The 14,926-nt window shown below is 67.4% G+C and carries 12 protein-coding genes; 4 read left to right on the top strand and 8 right to left on the bottom strand.

Translation table 11 applies throughout. The features are described from left to right. Window positions 1-88: 88 nt before the first annotated feature. The 4 genes from AC5P76_RS01400 to aspS form a co-directional block, all read right to left on the bottom strand. Window positions 89-721: an esterase/lipase family protein gene (locus AC5P76_RS01400; RefSeq protein WP_053519363.1), complete on the bottom strand. Its 633-nt coding sequence runs from the start codon at window positions 719-721 to the stop codon at window positions 89-91. Window positions 722-800: 79 nt separating this feature from the next. Further along, complete coding sequence (locus tag AC5P76_RS01395) at window positions 801-1,322, bottom strand: GNAT family N-acetyltransferase (protein WP_065182592.1); 522 nt, start codon at window positions 1,320-1,322, stop codon at window positions 801-803. 31 nt (window positions 1,323-1,353) lie between these two features. Further along, window positions 1,354-1,671 carry a DNA primase gene (locus tag AC5P76_RS01390; RefSeq protein ID WP_128990548.1) on the bottom strand — a complete coding sequence of 106 codons (318 nt, stop codon included), beginning with the start codon at window positions 1,669-1,671 and terminating at the stop codon, window positions 1,354-1,356. 16 nt (window positions 1,672-1,687) lie between these two features. Further along, window positions 1,688-3,439, bottom strand: a complete 1,752-nt coding sequence (aspS, locus tag AC5P76_RS01385) for an aspartate--tRNA ligase (RefSeq protein WP_053519369.1) — start codon at window positions 3,437-3,439, stop codon at window positions 1,688-1,690. A 158-nt stretch (window positions 3,440-3,597) separates the two neighbouring features. Between aspS and AC5P76_RS01380 the strand changes: the two genes are divergently transcribed. Beyond that, window positions 3,598-4,341, top strand: coding sequence for a DUF3011 domain-containing protein (locus tag AC5P76_RS01380; protein ID WP_495222599.1), 744 nt, complete (start codon window positions 3,598-3,600; stop codon window positions 4,339-4,341). An 85-nt stretch (window positions 4,342-4,426) separates the two neighbouring features. Here the strand turns inward: AC5P76_RS01380 and AC5P76_RS01375 are convergent, their stop codons facing one another. The 3 genes from AC5P76_RS01375 to blaL2 all read right to left on the bottom strand — a co-directional run bounded on the left by AC5P76_RS01375 (window position 4,427) and on the right by blaL2 (window position 7,333). Further along, window positions 4,427-5,074, bottom strand: coding sequence for a hypothetical protein (locus AC5P76_RS01375; protein ID WP_253120087.1), 648 nt, complete (start codon window positions 5,072-5,074; stop codon window positions 4,427-4,429). A 48-nt stretch (window positions 5,075-5,122) separates the two neighbouring features. Further along, complete coding sequence (locus AC5P76_RS01370; RefSeq protein WP_053519375.1) at window positions 5,123-6,337, bottom strand: cation:proton antiporter; 1,215 nt, start codon at window positions 6,335-6,337, stop codon at window positions 5,123-5,125. Between the two features lie 84 nt (window positions 6,338-6,421). Further along, a complete protein-coding gene (gene blaL2 / locus AC5P76_RS01365; RefSeq protein WP_253120085.1) occupies window positions 6,422-7,333 on the bottom strand; it encodes a L2 family extended-spectrum class A beta-lactamase in 912 nt (303 codons plus the stop codon). 176 nt (window positions 7,334-7,509) lie between these two features. On the opposite strand from blaL2, the gene ampR reads away from it, so the two are divergent. Beyond that, complete coding sequence (gene ampR / locus AC5P76_RS01360; RefSeq protein ID WP_065174755.1) at window positions 7,510-8,373, top strand: LysR family transcriptional regulator AmpR; 864 nt, start codon at window positions 7,510-7,512, stop codon at window positions 8,371-8,373. Between the two features lie 82 nt (window positions 8,374-8,455). Here ampR and AC5P76_RS01355 read toward each other — a convergent pair whose 3' ends face one another. Further along, a complete protein-coding gene (locus AC5P76_RS01355) occupies window positions 8,456-10,321 on the bottom strand; it encodes an ABC-F family ATP-binding cassette domain-containing protein (protein WP_053519381.1) in 1,866 nt (621 codons plus the stop codon). Window positions 10,322-10,656: 335 nt separating this feature from the next. Between AC5P76_RS01355 and AC5P76_RS01350 the strand changes: the two genes are divergently transcribed. Then, window positions 10,657-13,044: a TonB-dependent receptor plug domain-containing protein gene (locus AC5P76_RS01350; RefSeq protein WP_074899615.1), complete on the top strand. Its 2,388-nt coding sequence runs from the start codon at window positions 10,657-10,659 to the stop codon at window positions 13,042-13,044. A 179-nt stretch (window positions 13,045-13,223) separates the two neighbouring features. Then, a complete protein-coding gene (gene ybaL, locus AC5P76_RS01345; RefSeq protein WP_053519386.1) occupies window positions 13,224-14,921 on the top strand; it encodes a YbaL family putative K(+) efflux transporter in 1,698 nt (565 codons plus the stop codon). Window positions 14,922-14,926 lie beyond the last annotated feature (5 nt).

Here is a 14,926-nt window from a genome sequence, read left to right as displayed (position 1 = left end):
GCCCGGCGCTACCGGGGAAAGCGCCGCAGGATCGTTGCCGGGGTAGCGCCGGGCCATGCCCGGCGGACGGTGCGCATCGACCGGGCGCCTACGCGGCCGCAGCGTCGCGGCTGTGATCGAACCGGCCGTGGCGCAGGAAGTGCGCGGTCTGCCGTGCCGCATCGGGCGAAACCACCAGGCCGCTGTGGCTGGTACGCACTACGCAATGATCGGCCAGACCCGGCAGGCGGGTTTCCGCCAGCGCCACCGTGCCGTCGGAGGCATCGTCGATCGCGCCGAGCAGGCTGCCCAGCCCATGCGGCACCGAACCGGCGATCAGGCCGACCGCGGCCGTGCCCTGCCAGTCGGGCAGGCCGTCAAGCAGCAGTTCGCTGCTGCGGCCCAAGGCCAGGCCCCAGCCATGCTCGGACAGCGAACGCGCGGTACCGCTGCCGCGCAGCGGCGAGCCAAGGCAGACTACGCGCTGTACCTGCAGCTGCGGTTGCCGGCGCAGTGCCTCCAGCGCCAGCAGCCCGCCAAGGCTGTGGCCGACCAGCGACAGCGGTCCGGCATCGGCCAGACGCTCCAACAGCTGAGGTACCGCTACATCCGGGCCGCCGAACACGGAGGAATAGCCAAAGGTCTGCACCCGGAACCCGCGCGCGCGCAGGCGCCACGCCAGCGGCCCTACCCAGGCGCGGGCGTTCCAGATGCCATGGAGCAGCAGTACGGGGGGTGTCATGTGCAACAGCCTGGCGATCAGCGGGGCGGAAACGTGAGGTGATTGAACACACGCCGGCAGAAAGCGGCGGTGAACGCGCTCAGGCCGTTCGCGGCGCGCGGCGCAGGATGAACTCCAGATCGTTGGTCTGGCCGACCGGGAACAGGTACTGCCCGGCCTTCTCGAAGCCGTAACGGGCATAGAAGCGCTGTGCGCCGAAGTTCTCCGACCACACGCCCAGCCACAGTGTCCTCGGGCCGTCGCGCTCCAGCCACGCCAGCGCGGTTTCCAGCAGGCGGCTGCCCCAGCCACAACTCTGCTGCGACTTGACCAGATACAGGCGCTTGAGCTCGCCATCCCCCGCTTTCACGTCCTGATGGGGCAGGCCACAGGGGCCGGCGGCGGCATGACCGACCGCCTCCCCTTCCCGCTCCAGCAACCACACGGCGTAATCCGGGTGAGCCAGGATCGTGCGCTGGCGCTCGACCGTGTAGGACTCCTGCAGGAACGCCTGCAGGTCCTGCGGCGGATACAGGTGGCCGAAAGTCTCGGTGAACGTGCGTGCGGCCAGCGCCGACAAGGTCGGCGCGTCGTCCACGGTGGCGCGGCGGATCGAGTACATGCAGGAAGTTGACGTCAGCGCGAAGGGCGGGTCAAGCCTTTTCAGGCGATTCCGCGTCTTCCTCGTCCTCTTCCTCGTACTCCTCTTCGTCCTCGTCCTCTTCTTCGCCTTCCTCGTCCTCGTCGTACTCTTCTTCCTCTTCGTCGTCTTCGTAATCCTCGACGCCGAAGTCTTCACCGTCCCAGCGGCCTTCGCCGTCGGCGACGAAGGTCAGGGCCATCGCCGACGGGTTGGTGCCGACGCGGACCAGCCAACCACCGAACACGCGTGCCCGCTCGGTGACCAGGTTGGCCTCGGAGCCTTCATTGCCCAGCTTTTCCCACTCCAGCGAAAACGCAAACTCGGTCATTGCCTGGATCTCCTGATCAGTTTTTCTTGGGGCGAACCTGGATGTGCACTTCGGCCAGCTGCTCGTCGACGATCGGCGACGGCGCGTCGGTCATCAGATCCTGTGCACCGGTGGTCTTCGGGAACGGGATGACGTCGCGGATCGACTCGGTACCGGCCATCAGCGCGGCGATGCGGTCGATGCCGAATGCGATGCCGCCGTGCGGCGGCGCGCCGTAGTTCAGCGCGTCGAGCAGGAAACCGAACTTCGCACGCGCTTCTTCGGCACCGATGCCGAGCAGCTCGAACACCGCGCTCTGCATGTCCGGGCGATGGATACGGATCGAGCCGCCGCCGATTTCATTGCCGTTGAGCACCATGTCGTAGCCGCGCGAGACCGCAGTACGGGCATTGGCGCGCAGGTCGGCGATATCGTCCACGGCCGGTGCGGTGAAGGGGTGATGCAGGGCGACATAGCGCTGCGCCTCGTCGTCCCATTCGAACATCGGGAAATCGGTGACCCACAACGGGCGCCAGCCATCGGCGACCAGGCCGAAGTCCTTACCGGCCTTCAGGCGCAGTGCGCCCATGAAGTCGGAGACCTTGTTATAGCCACCGGCACCGAAGAACACGATGTCACCCTTCCCGGCGCCGACGTGCGCAACCAGCGCGGCGAAGGCGTCTTCGCTGAAGAACTTCTGGATCGGCGAGCTGACCTCGCCGTTGTCGGCGATCTTGATGTAGGCCAGGCCCTTGGCGCCGTACTTGGCGGCGTGAGCAGCGTACTCATCGATCTGCTTGCGGCTCAACGCTGCGCCACCGGGGATGCGCAGCGCGGCGACGCGGCCATCGGCGTCGTTGGCCGGGCCGGTGAACACCGGGAACTCACTGCCCTTGACCAGCTCGGCCACGTCCACCAGTTCCAGCGCGATGCGCAGGTCCGGCTTGTCCGACCCATAGCGGCGCATCGCTTCGGCCCAGGTCATGCGCGGGAAGCTGGCATCCAGGTCGACGTCCACCACTTCCTTGAAGATGGCGCGGATCATCTCTTCGACGAAATCCTGCACGTCGCGCTCGCGCACGAAGGCGAACTCCATGTCCAGCTGGGTGAATTCCAGCTGGCGGTCGGCACGCAGCGCTTCATCGCGGAAGCAGCGCGCGATCTGGTAGTAACGGTCGAAGCCGGCCACCATCAGGATCTGCTTGAACAGCTGCGGGCTCTGCGGCAGAGCGTAGAACTCGCCCGGATGCATGCGCGCCGGCACCAGGAAGTCGCGCGCGCCCTCCGGGGTGGCCTTGGTCAGGATCGGGGTTTCGATGTCCTGGAAGCCACGCGCATCCAGGTGACGGCGCAGCGCCTGCACCAGCTTGATGCGGGTGCGCTGCATGCGCTGCATTTCCGGGCGGCGCAGGTCCAGGTAGCGGTACTTCAGGCGGGTATCTTCGCCCGGATTCTCGTGAGCGTGGAACGGCAGCGGCGCCGCCTTGTTCAGCACGGTAATGGCCGTGGCGATCACTTCCACCCTGCCGGTCGCCATCTTGTCGTTCACCGCGTGGCGGGCACGCACCACGCCTTCCACCTGCAGCACATCCTCGTAGCCCAGGCTGGCCGCGACCGCGAACACTTCGGCGTTGTCGACCTCGACCGTCACCTGCACGATGCCTTCATGATCGCGCAGATCGATGAAGCAGACGCCGCCCTGGTTACGGGCCACGTCGGTCCAGCCGGCGAGGGTGACAGTCTGGCCAATCAGGGTCTCGTCGACCAGGCCGCAGAAGTGGGTACGCATGGGGGAAAGCTCCGCTGGAGAACGCCGGCACCCGATGGGGCCGGAAAGCCCCGTATTCTGCGGCCGAGGCCCCGGCCGGGGCAAATGCGGGGCAGTCACACGGGCTTTATCCGTTCCGTCCTTATAGTCGCGCACCACACACCGTATGGGGATTCGCCATGAAAACGCTGTCCCTGGCCAGCCTGGCCGTCACCCTCAGCCTGGGCGCCCTCGCCGGGCTCACCCTCTCCCCCGCCCCCGCCGCCGCGCAGAACGGCGTCATCCGCTGCGAAAGCCAGAACAACCGCGAACGGGTCTGCACTACCGGCTGGCGCAGCGCGCAGCTGGTACGCCAGCTGTCCGGCTCGGCCTGCCAGGAAGGCCGTACCTGGGGCAGCCGCAACGGCAGCATCTGGGTCAACAACGGCTGCCGTGCCGAATTCGTCGAGGGTCGCGGCGGTTGGGGCGGTGGCAATGGCGGCTGGGGGGGCAACAACGGCGACACCATCCGCTGCGAAAGCCAGAACAACCGTGAACGCAGCTGTCCGGTCGGATGGCGCAATGCCCGCCTGGTCCGCCAGTTGTCCGGCAGTCCCTGCCAGGAAGGCCGCACCTGGGGCGTGCGCAATGGCGCGGTGTGGGTCAGCAATGGCTGCCGCGCCGAGTTCGCTGAAGCCCGCGGTGGCTGGGGCGGCGGCAACGGCGGCTGGGGCGGCGGCGGCAACAGCAACAGCAATTACTCCATTACCTGCAGCAGCAGCAACAACCGCACCCAGAACTGTGACTGGGACGAGCGCCAAGGCCGGCCCGTGCTGCAGCAGCAGCTGTCGGGCAGTGCCTGTCAGGAGGGCCGCAGCTGGGGCTATTCGCGGGGCCAGGTCTGGGTGAGCAACGGCTGCCGGGCCCGCTTCGGCACGCGCTGAGCGAACGAACCTGCGGGCGTGCGGCGGCATCGCCGCCGCCGCGCTCGCCGGGGATGGCCCGGCACTGCCAGGCGCGATTCGAGCGCTACGGTGCGGTTGCCGGCGGGGCCTCGTCGCCCCACGGTGCCGGCGGCAACGCCACCGGCTTGCTCAGGTCGAACTGCACGCGGAAGCGGCGGCCTTCGGGACGGGTCAGCTCGTAGACGAAGCGCTGGTCCGGCTCGATCTCCATCGCCCACACGTTGTGGGTGGACGCCAGCATGTCGGCGCGGCGGAACATGGCCACCGAATCGGCATCGGCCGGGAACTGCTGGCGTTCGGCGGTACCCGGCGGACGGCTGTCGCCGCCATACAGGGTGATCGCATCGGGGCTGCCGTCGGCATGCCGGTGATCGTGCTTGAACCGCAGCCCGCTCTCGGTGCGGGTCAGGACCCAGGTCCGCGAATGATCATCGCCGACATGGAAGGGGATGCGCAGCTCATGCCCGGGATCGGCACAGCCCCGCACGTGCATGACCAGCCGCTGCCCGGCGAAGGGGTCCTTGCCGGTCGGTGCCGGCGTGTCCTCCACCACTTTGCCCTCGTACGCCTGGCCGCAGTGAGCGGCGATCGCAGCCATGAAGGCGTCGGCCGGGGCCGTCGCCACGTCGTGGGCGACCGTATGCGAGGGCTGTGAGCAGGCTGCGAGCGTGAGCAGGGCGGCAGAAGCAGTGACGAGGGCAGGCAGTTTCATGCCCCAACCCTAACGACCATGGCCGGCCTGCGCAAACCACTCATCCGTTCAACGCCCCGTGTCCACGCCCTCCGCCAGGGTCTCGGTTGCCGCCACGGGTGCGGCCTCGCCCGCCCCGTCCGGCTCCTGCTCGACCGGGTCGACATCGAAGGGCGTGCGGAACACCAGCGAGGGCAGCAGGGTGGTCAGCGCCGCGTACAGCAGCAATGCGCCGAACAGCACCGCCGGAATCTGGAACCGCTCACGCATGATCGCGGCCAGGACCAGGGTGAAGATCAGCGTCGGCGCCAGCGCCAGCGACACGCGCAGACTGCTGCGGAAACTCTCACCGAACATCAGCCGGCGCTGCAGCCAGACCACGCCGATACGCAGCGGCAGCACCACCAGGGTGATCACGATGCCCAGCCCCAGCGCTTCGAAGCTCAATGCCTCGGCGGGAACCTTGGTGCCGGCATTGAAGAAGTAGAACGGCACGAAGAACGATGCGAACAGCCGCAGTGCATGCAGGTTCTCGTGCGAGGCCAGCAGCGGCATGCGCTGGTGCAGAAGCCGTGCGACCAGGCCTGCGATGAAGGCGCCCACCAGGTAATACACCCCCAGCAGGTAGGTGATGTAGGCAGCGACCATGCCGACCATGACCAGCAGCGAGAACTCCGAACCGGGCGCGTGCGGCGCCACCCAGCGACCCAGCGCGATGAACAGCAGCGGCAGGCCGACCATCATCGCCAGCAGGGCCAGGCTGGACAGGGCCATGTGACCGGGATCGCCGGCCTGCAGCACGATGAACAGTGCCGCCAGCGCCAGCAGCTCACCGGCGATGGCCTTGCTGGTCACCCAGAACCGCTCGTCCTCGCTGAGACCCAGCCGCGACAGCGAATCCATGATGAAACCCGTGGAGGGCGTCAGCAGCGCCAGGGCCAGCAGGCCCGCGGCCTGCCACGGCAGGCCGGCGTAGCGCCAGGCCAGCCAGCCGACGCCGAACAGGGTGGCGCTGCGCACCACAAGATGCGCCAGCAGGGGCCACATGCCACGGCGCAACGCCTGCAGATCGACCTCCAGACCTGCGAACAGGAACAGGGACGAGATGCCGAGCGTGGCCAGCAGCCCGATCACCGCGTCGTGCGCCTGGTCCCCGAGCCAGAGCATGCCGATGATCCCGAACAGCAGGCAGGTGAGCGGTGCGGGCAGGCTGAAGCGCTGCAGCGCGCGCGGGATCACCAGCAGCGCGAAGATCAGCAGCAGGTAGATCAACTCATGACTCATGGGGGACTTCCGTGTGGTTTCGAACGCGCGCAGGATGCGCGCGCACGACCCTCGGAACAAGCCCGGCCCGGAGACTGGCGGGCGTCAGCCGATCAGCCTGTCCGCGATGCGTCCAACCTGCGCCAGCACGCTGGCGCGTTGATCGTTGCTGATGTCCGCAGCCTGCAGGTAGGCCGTAATCACCCAGGGTGCCCCTCCCCCCATGGGCCACAACACGGCGGTGTCATTGCGTGCATCCTCGCCATTGCTGCCGGTCTTGTCGCCCACCCGCCAGCGCGCGCCCAGCCCTGCGCGCAGGCACGCATCGCCGGTTTCGTTGTCGATCAGCCAGTCGGCCAGTTGCTGGCGCGCGCCCGGCGCCAGCGCATCGCCCAGCACCAGCCGCTGCAGGGTCGCGGCCATCGCCGCCGGCGTGGTGGTGTCACGTGGATCACCCTCGGCGAAGCTGTTCAGTTCCGGCTCGAGACGATCGCTGCGGGTCACGCTGTCGCCCTGAGCGCGCAGGAAGGCCGTCACGGCGGGCGGCCCGCCCACCACGTCGAACAACAGATTGGCCGCCGTGTTGTCGCTGGTGATGATCGTTGCCCGGCACAGGTCGCGTACGGTCAGATCCTTGCCGGCGTGGCGGCGCGCCACCGGCGCATGCGAAAGCAGGTCGGCCTCGCGCACCGGCACGCGCCTGTCCAGCAGCCCGGGCACGCGCCGTGACTGGTCCAGCACCGTGGCCGCCAGCACCGTCTTGAACGTGCTGCACAGCGGGAACCGCTCATCCTGGCGATGGCCGATGCGGCGACCGCTGGCGGTATCCAGCACGGTCACGCCAAGCCGGCCCGCGCAGGCCTTTTCCAGGGCGGCAAAGTCCGTGGCGGCGGCGATCGCGCCGGCCGCCGCCGACGTGCCAACGCCCCTGCCGGCAGCACGGGCGATCAGCGGCAGAGCCAGTGAAGTCACCACTGCTGAAGTACTGAACTGAAGGAATCGTCGACGGGGCAACATGCAGGACCTCCGGGAAGTGAACCCGATTATCGAAAGCCCCTGCCGCGCCTGACCAGCGCGTTTTTTCAGCACGTGCCATCAGTTTCATTCATGTCTCAGAACTGCATTCAACGGAGATTCCACGCACCGCCTGGATCCCGCTACGATCAGTCATCATTTCAGCTCACGGCTTTCCGATGCTGCATCCGACTCTGCCGCTCAACGCCCTGCGCGCCTTCGAAGCAGCGGCCCGCCACCAGAACTTCACCCGCGCCGCGCTTGAGCTGTGCGTCAGCCAGGCCGCGTTGAGCCATCAGATCCGGGGGCTGGAGGACCGGCTGGGGATCCGCCTGTTCCATCGCCTGCCTCGCGGCGTCGCCCTCACCGATGAAGGCGCCGCGCTGTTCCCGGTGCTCAACGAAGCGTTCGAGCGCATCTCGACCAGCATCGCGCGCTACACGGGGGGAGCGGCCCGCGAAGTGCTGACGCTGGGTGTGGTGGGCACCTTCGCCACCGGCTGGCTGCTGCCACGCCTGGCCGCGTTCGAGGCCACGCATCCGGATATCGAGCTTCGCGTGCAGACGCACAACAACCGCATCGATCTTGCCGGCGAAGGCCTGGACCTGGCCATCCGCTTCGGTGAGGGCGACTGGCAGGGGCAGGCCTGCACGGCCATCCTGGACGCGCCGTTCGCACCGCTGTGCGCCCCCGCCCTGGCACGCCGGCTGAAACAGCCGCGTGATCTGGGCACGCTGCCGCTGCTGCGCTCCTATCGCAATGATGAATGGCCGCGCTGGCTGCAGGCGGCCGGGGTCAGCGGCGTGGAGGCGCGCGGGCCGGTATTCGATTCGTCGCTGACCTTGGCCATGGCCGCTGCCGGAGGGGCCGGCGTGGCCCTGCTGCCGCTGCGCATGTTCGAACAGGAACTGGCGGAAGGACGGCTGCTGCAGCCGTTCGCCACGACGCTGGAACTGGGCCGCTACTGGCTGACGAGGCTGCGCTCACGCGCCGAGCGTGAGCCTGCACGACGCTTCCGGGAATGGTTGCAGGCGCAGGGCTGACGCGCGCGAGCGGTAGCGCCGGGCCATGCCCGGCGAGCGCAGTGCATCGGGAACACCACCGGGCATGGCCCGGCGCCCTCCATCAGGACTCCAGCAGCTCCATCCAGGCAGCTTCAGCCTTTTCCAGCTGCGCAGCGGCCGTTTCGCGATCACGGCCCAGCACGGCCATGCGGGTGCTGTCGGCATAGTTGGCCGGGTCCGCCAGTTGACGGTCCAGTTCAGCCAGGCCGGCTTCCAGCTCGGCCACCTTGGCTTCCGCCGCGGCCAGCTTGTGCGGATTCACAGGCTTCTTCTGCACGACCTGCGCAACCGGTGCGGTCTTGACCACCACCGGCTCTTCCACCTGCTCCATGCGCGCCTTGGTGCCCTGCGCCTGCGGACGGGTGCGCAGCCACGCAGCGTAGGCGTCGAGATCTCCGTCGAACGGCTCGACCACGCCATCGGCCACGCGCCAGTAGGTATCGCAGACCAGGCCGATCAGGTGGCGATCATGGGAGACCATCACGATCGCGCCTTCGAAGGTTGCCAGCGCTTCGGCCAGCGCCTCGCGCATTTCCAGGTCCAGGTGGTTGGTCGGTTCGTCCAGCAGCAGCACGTTCGGCTGCTGCCAGGCGATCAGCGCCAGCGCCAGGCGCGCACGCTCACCACCGGAGAAGCCATCGACCGGCTCGAATGCACGATCACCCGGGAAATTCCACTTGCCGAGAAAATCGCGGAACGACTGGTTCGGCGCATCCGGCGCGATCTCGCGGAAATGCTCCATCGGCGACTGGCCTTCGTGCAGCGACTCGACCGTGTGCTGTGCGAAGTAGCCGATCTTCAGGTCCGGATGGGCCATGCGCTCTCCGGCAATCGGTGCCAGCTCGCCCACCAGGGTCTTCACCAGGGTGGTCTTGCCGGCGCCGTTGGGGCCGAGCAGGCCGATACGCTGTCCCGCTTCCAGACCAAAGCCGACGTTGTGCAGGATCACGGCGTCCTGGCCATAGCCCGCCTCGACATGATTCAGGCGGATCAGCGAGAACGGCAGTTTGGCGGGCGGTGCGAACTCGATACGGAACTCGCGCTCGGCACGCACCGCCTCGGTACCGGCCAGCTTGGCCAGACGCTTCATGCGGCTCTGCGCCTGCGCGGCCTTGCTGGCCTGCGCCTTGAAGCGGTCGATGAAGCTCTGCAGGTGGGCCCGCTCGGCCTGTTCCTTCTCGTGCGCGATCTGCTGCTGGCGCAGCTGCTCGGCACGTTGGCGCTCGAAATCGGTGTAGCCGCCCGGGTACAGCTTGGCGCCGCCCCCATGCAGGTGCAGGGTGTGGGTGGCAACGTTGTCGAGGAACTCGCGGTCATGCGAGATCAGCAGCAGCGTGCCGGGGTACTTCAGCAGCCACTGTTCCAGCCAGTACACCGCATCCAGATCGAGGTGGTTGGTCGGTTCGTCGAGCAGCAGCAGGTCGCTGGGCATCATCAGCGCGCGGGCCAGGTTCAGGCGCACGCGCCAGCCACCGGAGAAGGAGGACACCGCGCGGTGGTGGGTCTCGGCCGGGAATCCGAGGCCGTGCAGCAGCTTGCCGGCACGTGCTTCGGCGTCATAGGCGCCCATCTCGGCCATCCGGGTATGGGCATTGGCCACCGCCTCCCAGTCTTCACGGGCGGTCGCATCGGCCTCTTCGGCCAGCACGGCGGCCACTTCCGTATCGCCACCGAGCACGAAGCTCAACGCCGGATCCGGCAGCGACGGGGTTTCCTGGGCCACGCTGGCAATGCGGACCTTGCCGGGCAGGTCGACGTCGCCCTTGTCGGCCTCCAGTTCGCCCTTCACCGCCGCGAACAGGCTGGACTTGCCGGCACCGTTGCGGCCGACCACGCCCACCCGGTAACCGGCATGCAGGGTCAGGTCGACGTTGGACAACAGCAGCCGCTCGCCGCGGCGCAAGGCGAAATTACGAAGCGAAATCATCGGGGGAGGGGTCCATATAACCGGATGGAATGTGCTGGTAAGCACTGTTCCTGCGACGCAATTCTAGCGTTAACGAATACTTGACGCGCCCCGGGATGCGCAGCGGCTGGCGTTTCCTCTCTCCCACGTCCTCACCGCACGTGTCCCGGGCCCCTCTCATGATGATGCCCATCGCGGCTAAATGGTTGCTGCTGCAACGTTTTTTCCGATGGCCGGCATTTGACAGGCACTGAATATCCCGTTAATTCCTATTTTGCGCACCGCAACAACCGTCGTCCGCTTCACCTCGTGATGTCGATACCGGTGCCGTCCCCGCCAACCGGAGTTCCGTCCCGATGACCCGCAAGACCAGCCTGATCGCCGCCGCCGTCGCTGTCGCACTCGGTGGCTCTCCGTTCCTCGCCGCCGCCCAGCAGAGCGGTACTGCCGCCAACACACTGGACACCGTGATCGTCACCGGTACCCGCGTGGCCGACCGCACGGTCGCCGAATCGCAGTCCCCGATCGACATCATCACCCCTGAGGTTCTGCAGTCCACCGGCACCAGCGAACTGGCCACCGCGCTGTCGCGTGCCCTGCCCTCGCTGAACTTCCCGCGCCCGGCCCTGACCGACGGCACCAGCGGCGTGCGACCGGCGCAGCTGCGTGGCCTGTCACCGGACCAGGTGCTGGTGCTGGTCAACGGCAAGCGCCGCCACACCTCCGCCATGATCAACGTCAACGGCAGCATCGGCCGCGGCTCGTCGGCGGTGGACATCAATGCGATTCCGATCGCCGCCATCGAGCGCGTTGAAGTGCTGCGCGACGGCGCTTCGGCGCAGTACGGCTCGGACGCCATCGCCGGCGTCATCAACATCGTGCTCAAGGGCAGCGGCAGCGGCGGCAGCCTGGCCGTCGACTACGGCCAGTATTCGGCCGGCGATGGCAACAAGTACCAGCTCTCCGGCGATACCGGCGTGGAGTTCGGCAGCGGCCGTGGCCGCCTGCACGTGGCCGGGCAGATCAGCCAGCAGGATGAAAGCAACCGCGCCGGTCCTTACCAGGGCAGCACACCGAACACCGGCAATTTCCCTGGCATCGGCGAGACGACCTTCGTGGTCGGCGATCCGCGCGTGGATGCGACCGCCGCCTCGGCCAACGCCAGCTTCGACTTCAGCGACCGCGTTACCGGCTACGCCAGCGCGCTGCTCAGCAACCGCGACATCACCTCGTTCGCGTTCTACCGCTCGCGCAACCACAGTGGGCAGGGCGCCCTGCTGGCCCAGGTCTACCCCGACGGCTTCGTGCCGCAGATCAACCAGTACTCCAAGGACCGCTCGCTGGTGGCCGGCGTCAAGGGCAGCACCGACAGCGGCTGGACCTGGGACCTGAGCCTGAACCACGGCGAGAACACCCTGGATTTCCACACCCGCAACACCATCAACTACAGCCTGGGCACGGCCAGCCCGAGCTCGTTCTACGACGGCACGTTGAAGTACCAGCAGGACATCTTCAATGCCGACCTGACCAAGTCGCTGGACTGGGGCCTGGCCTATCCGGTGACGCTGTCCTTCGGTGGTGAGTACCGCAAGGAGAAGTGGGACCAGAACCCGGGCGAGCTGAATTCGTACACCGGCAGCGGCGCACAGGGCTTCGCCGGCTTCACCCCGACCAATGAAGTGCATACCGACCGCCACAACTATGCGGTCTACGCCGGCCTGGAAGCGGACCTGACCGAGAAGTTCTCCGCCGGCCTCACCGGGCGCTACGAAGACTATTCGGACTTCGGTGACCGCTTCTCCGGCAAGCTTTCGGCACGCTACGCGTTCACCGACAAGGTCGCGCTGCGGGCCACCGCGTCCAGTGGCTTCCGCGCGCCATCGCTGGGCCAGCAGGGCTACCAGGCGGTGACCAGCACCATCATCAACGGTGACTTCTTCGAACGCGGCACTTTCCCCACCACCAGCCCGGCCGCACAGGCGCTGGGCGCCTCGCCACTGAAGGCCGAGACCTCCACCAGCTACAGCCTGGGCCTGGTGCTGCAGCCGGTGGACCGCCTGTACGTGACCATCGATGCGTACCAGATCGACATTGACGATCGCATCGCGCTGTCCTCCAACATCACCACCACGCCGGCTGCAGCCGCGCTGCTGGGCGGGCTGGGCCTCCCGCAGGTGACGGCCTTCTCGTACTTCACCAATGCACTGGACACGCGCACGCGGGGCGTGGACTTCGTCTCCAGCTATACCGTGCCCTTCAGTGCCAGCAGCCTGGAGCTGACGGCGGCCTACAGCTACAACGAAACCGAAGTGAAGCGGGTGAACGGGTCTCCGTCGGTGTTCCCGACGCTGGGTATCTCGCAGTCGCTGATCGGCCGCGATGAGATCGGCCGCATCGAGGACAGCTATCCGCGCGACAAGGCGATCCTCAGCGGCACCTGGCGCTCGGATCATTGGGAGCTGGGCCTGGCGGCCACACGCTACGGCAAGTTCACCGTGCGCAATTCGGCCACCGCGCTGCGTGACCAGACCTACGGTGATGCCTGGGTAGTGGATGCCTCGGCCAGCTACAAGCCGAGCAGCAACTGGACCCTGACCGTCGGCGCGGACAATCTGCTGGACAAGTATCCGGACCGGACGGCGGACCTGCAGAACTCGACCTTCGGCATGCTGCCGTACAGCAACTACTCGCCGTTCGGCTTCAACGGCGCGTATGTGTACGGACGTATCCGGTACACCTGGTAAGCGGCACCGGTAACGCCGGGCCACGCCCGGCGGCGCGGTGGAACCTGCATCCCTTCTGTTCCGGCAGAAGGGATCGGCCCTGTACTGCTCAAACCATCCGTTCCACCTGCCGGGTTTGCTGCATCTGGCCGCTTGGGTGAAAATCGGGACATCCCCCTCCCCGAACCCTGCGAGTGCCGATGCACCATGACACCGACCTGATCAACATCGTCGCCGTTGGCCTGGGGCTCGCCTTCATCTTCGGCGCGCTGGCCAACAAGCTGCGCTTGTCTCCCCTGGTCGGGTATCTGGTTGCTGGCATCTGCGTGGGGCCATTCACCCCGGGGTTCGTCGCCGACCAGGCGCTGGCCAACCAGCTGGCCGAACTGGGCGTGATGCTGCTGATGTTCGGCGTCGGCCTGCACTTCTCGCTGAAGGACCTGATGGCGGTCAAGGCCATCGCCATCCCGGGTGCCATCGGCCAGATCGCAGTGGCCACCCTGCTCGGCTGGGGCGTGGCGTGGTTGATGGGCTGGCCGACACTGCATGGGGTGATCTTCGGCTTCTCGCTGGCCACCGCCAGTACCGTGGTCCTGCTGCGGGCGATGGAAGAGCGCCGCCTGCTGGAGACCATGCGCGGCAAGATCGCAGTGGGCTGGCTGATCGTGGAGGATCTGGCCTGCGTACTGGCACTGGTGATGATGCCGGTGCTCGCCGGCGTGTTCGGCCCCGATGCGGCCAAGGAAACCCACACCGTCGGCAGCGTGCTGGCCGATCTGGGCTGGACGTTCGTGCAGCTTGGCCTGTTCGTGGCCGTGATGCTGGTGGTCGGTCGGCGGGTCATTCCCTGGATCCTCGAACGCATCGCCGGCACCGGCTCGCGCGAGCTGTTCACCCTGTCAGTGCTGGCGATCGCACTGGGCGTGGCCTTCGGTTCGGCCATGCTGTTCGGCGTGTCCTTCGCGCTGGGCGCGTTCTTCGCCGGGATGCTGCTCAACGAATCGGAACTGAGCCACAAGGCGGCGCATGATTCGCTGCCGCTGCGCGATGCGTTCGCGGTGCTGTTCTTCGTTTCGGTGGGCATGCTGTTCGACCCCAACATCGTCGTGCAGCATCCGTGGCAGGTACTGGCCACGGTGCTGATCATCATGTTCGGCAAGTCCGCCGCCGCCTTCTTTATCGTGCGTGCGTTCGGCCACCCGAGCAGCACTGCGCTGACCATCTCGGCCAGCCTGGCGCAGATCGGTGAGTTCGCCTTCATCATCGCCGGCCTCGGTGTCTCGCTGCAGATCCTGCCGAAGGAAGGACAGTCGCTGGTGCTGGCCGGTGCACTGGTGTCGATCATGCTCAACCCGCTGGTGTTCGGCCTGCTCGACCGCTGGCAGGCGAAGCAGGAGCAGCTGCCGCAGGCGCCGGAGCCGGAAGAAGCCACCGGGCCCTCGCGCGACCTGCATGACCACGCCATCGTGATCGGCTACGGCCGCGTCGGCAGCGAGCTGGCGCAGGTGCTGCGCGACCGCGGCGTACCGGTGCTGGTGATCGATGACAACAAGGACCATGTCGAGCGTGCACATGCCAGTGGCCTCGCGGCGATCCGTGGCAGCGCCGCGGCCGACCGGGTGCTGGCCGAGGCCCACCCGGAGCGCGCCAAGATCGCCGTCCTGGCCATTCCGCAGCCATTGGAAGCCGGCGAAGCGCTGGCCAAACTGCGCGCGATCAATCCCGAGCTGACCCTGCTGGCACGGGCACACAGCGATGCTGAAGTGAAGCACCTGCTGGAACATGGCGCCGATGGCACGGTGATGGCCGAGCGCGAGCTGGCCTATTCGCTGGCGGAGATGATCATGTCCACCCCGCCCTACCGGAATCTCGGCCAGCACAGCATTCCGGTGGTGTGAGGCAG

This window comes from Stenotrophomonas sp. YJH_SMC_36 (genome assembly GCF_059369935.1).
Note: the sequence above shows the minus strand (reverse complement) of the source record. Positions and strands in the feature narration are given on the sequence as shown.

What these genes read in the sequence shown, in the direction of transcription:
- AC5P76_RS01400 (WP_053519363.1), bottom strand. Translation starts at nt 721, where the DNA reads ATGACACCCCCCGTACTGCTGCTCCATGGCATCTGGAACGCCCGCGCC.
- AC5P76_RS01395 (WP_065182592.1), bottom strand. Translation starts at nt 1,322, where the DNA reads ATGTACTCGATCCGCCGCGCCACCGTGGACGACGCGCCGACCTTGTCG.
- AC5P76_RS01390 (WP_128990548.1), bottom strand. Translation starts at nt 1,671, where the DNA reads ATGACCGAGTTTGCGTTTTCGCTGGAGTGGGAAAAGCTGGGCAATGAA.
- aspS (WP_053519369.1), bottom strand. Translation starts at nt 3,439, where the DNA reads ATGCGTACCCACTTCTGCGGCCTGGTCGACGAGACCCTGATTGGCCAG.
- AC5P76_RS01380 (WP_495222599.1), top strand. Translation starts at nt 3,598, where the DNA reads ATGAAAACGCTGTCCCTGGCCAGCCTGGCCGTCACCCTCAGCCTGGGC.
- AC5P76_RS01375 (WP_253120087.1), bottom strand. Translation starts at nt 5,074, where the DNA reads ATGAAACTGCCTGCCCTCGTCACTGCTTCTGCCGCCCTGCTCACGCTC.
- AC5P76_RS01370 (WP_053519375.1), bottom strand. Translation starts at nt 6,337, where the DNA reads ATGAGTCATGAGTTGATCTACCTGCTGCTGATCTTCGCGCTGCTGGTG.
- blaL2 (WP_253120085.1), bottom strand. Translation starts at nt 7,333, where the DNA reads ATGTTGCCCCGTCGACGATTCCTTCAGTTCAGTACTTCAGCAGTGGTG.
- ampR (WP_065174755.1), top strand. Translation starts at nt 7,510, where the DNA reads ATGCTGCATCCGACTCTGCCGCTCAACGCCCTGCGCGCCTTCGAAGCA.
- AC5P76_RS01355 (WP_053519381.1), bottom strand. Translation starts at nt 10,321, where the DNA reads ATGATTTCGCTTCGTAATTTCGCCTTGCGCCGCGGCGAGCGGCTGCTG.
- AC5P76_RS01350 (WP_074899615.1), top strand. Translation starts at nt 10,657, where the DNA reads ATGACCCGCAAGACCAGCCTGATCGCCGCCGCCGTCGCTGTCGCACTC.
- ybaL (WP_053519386.1), top strand. Translation starts at nt 13,224, where the DNA reads ATGCACCATGACACCGACCTGATCAACATCGTCGCCGTTGGCCTGGGG.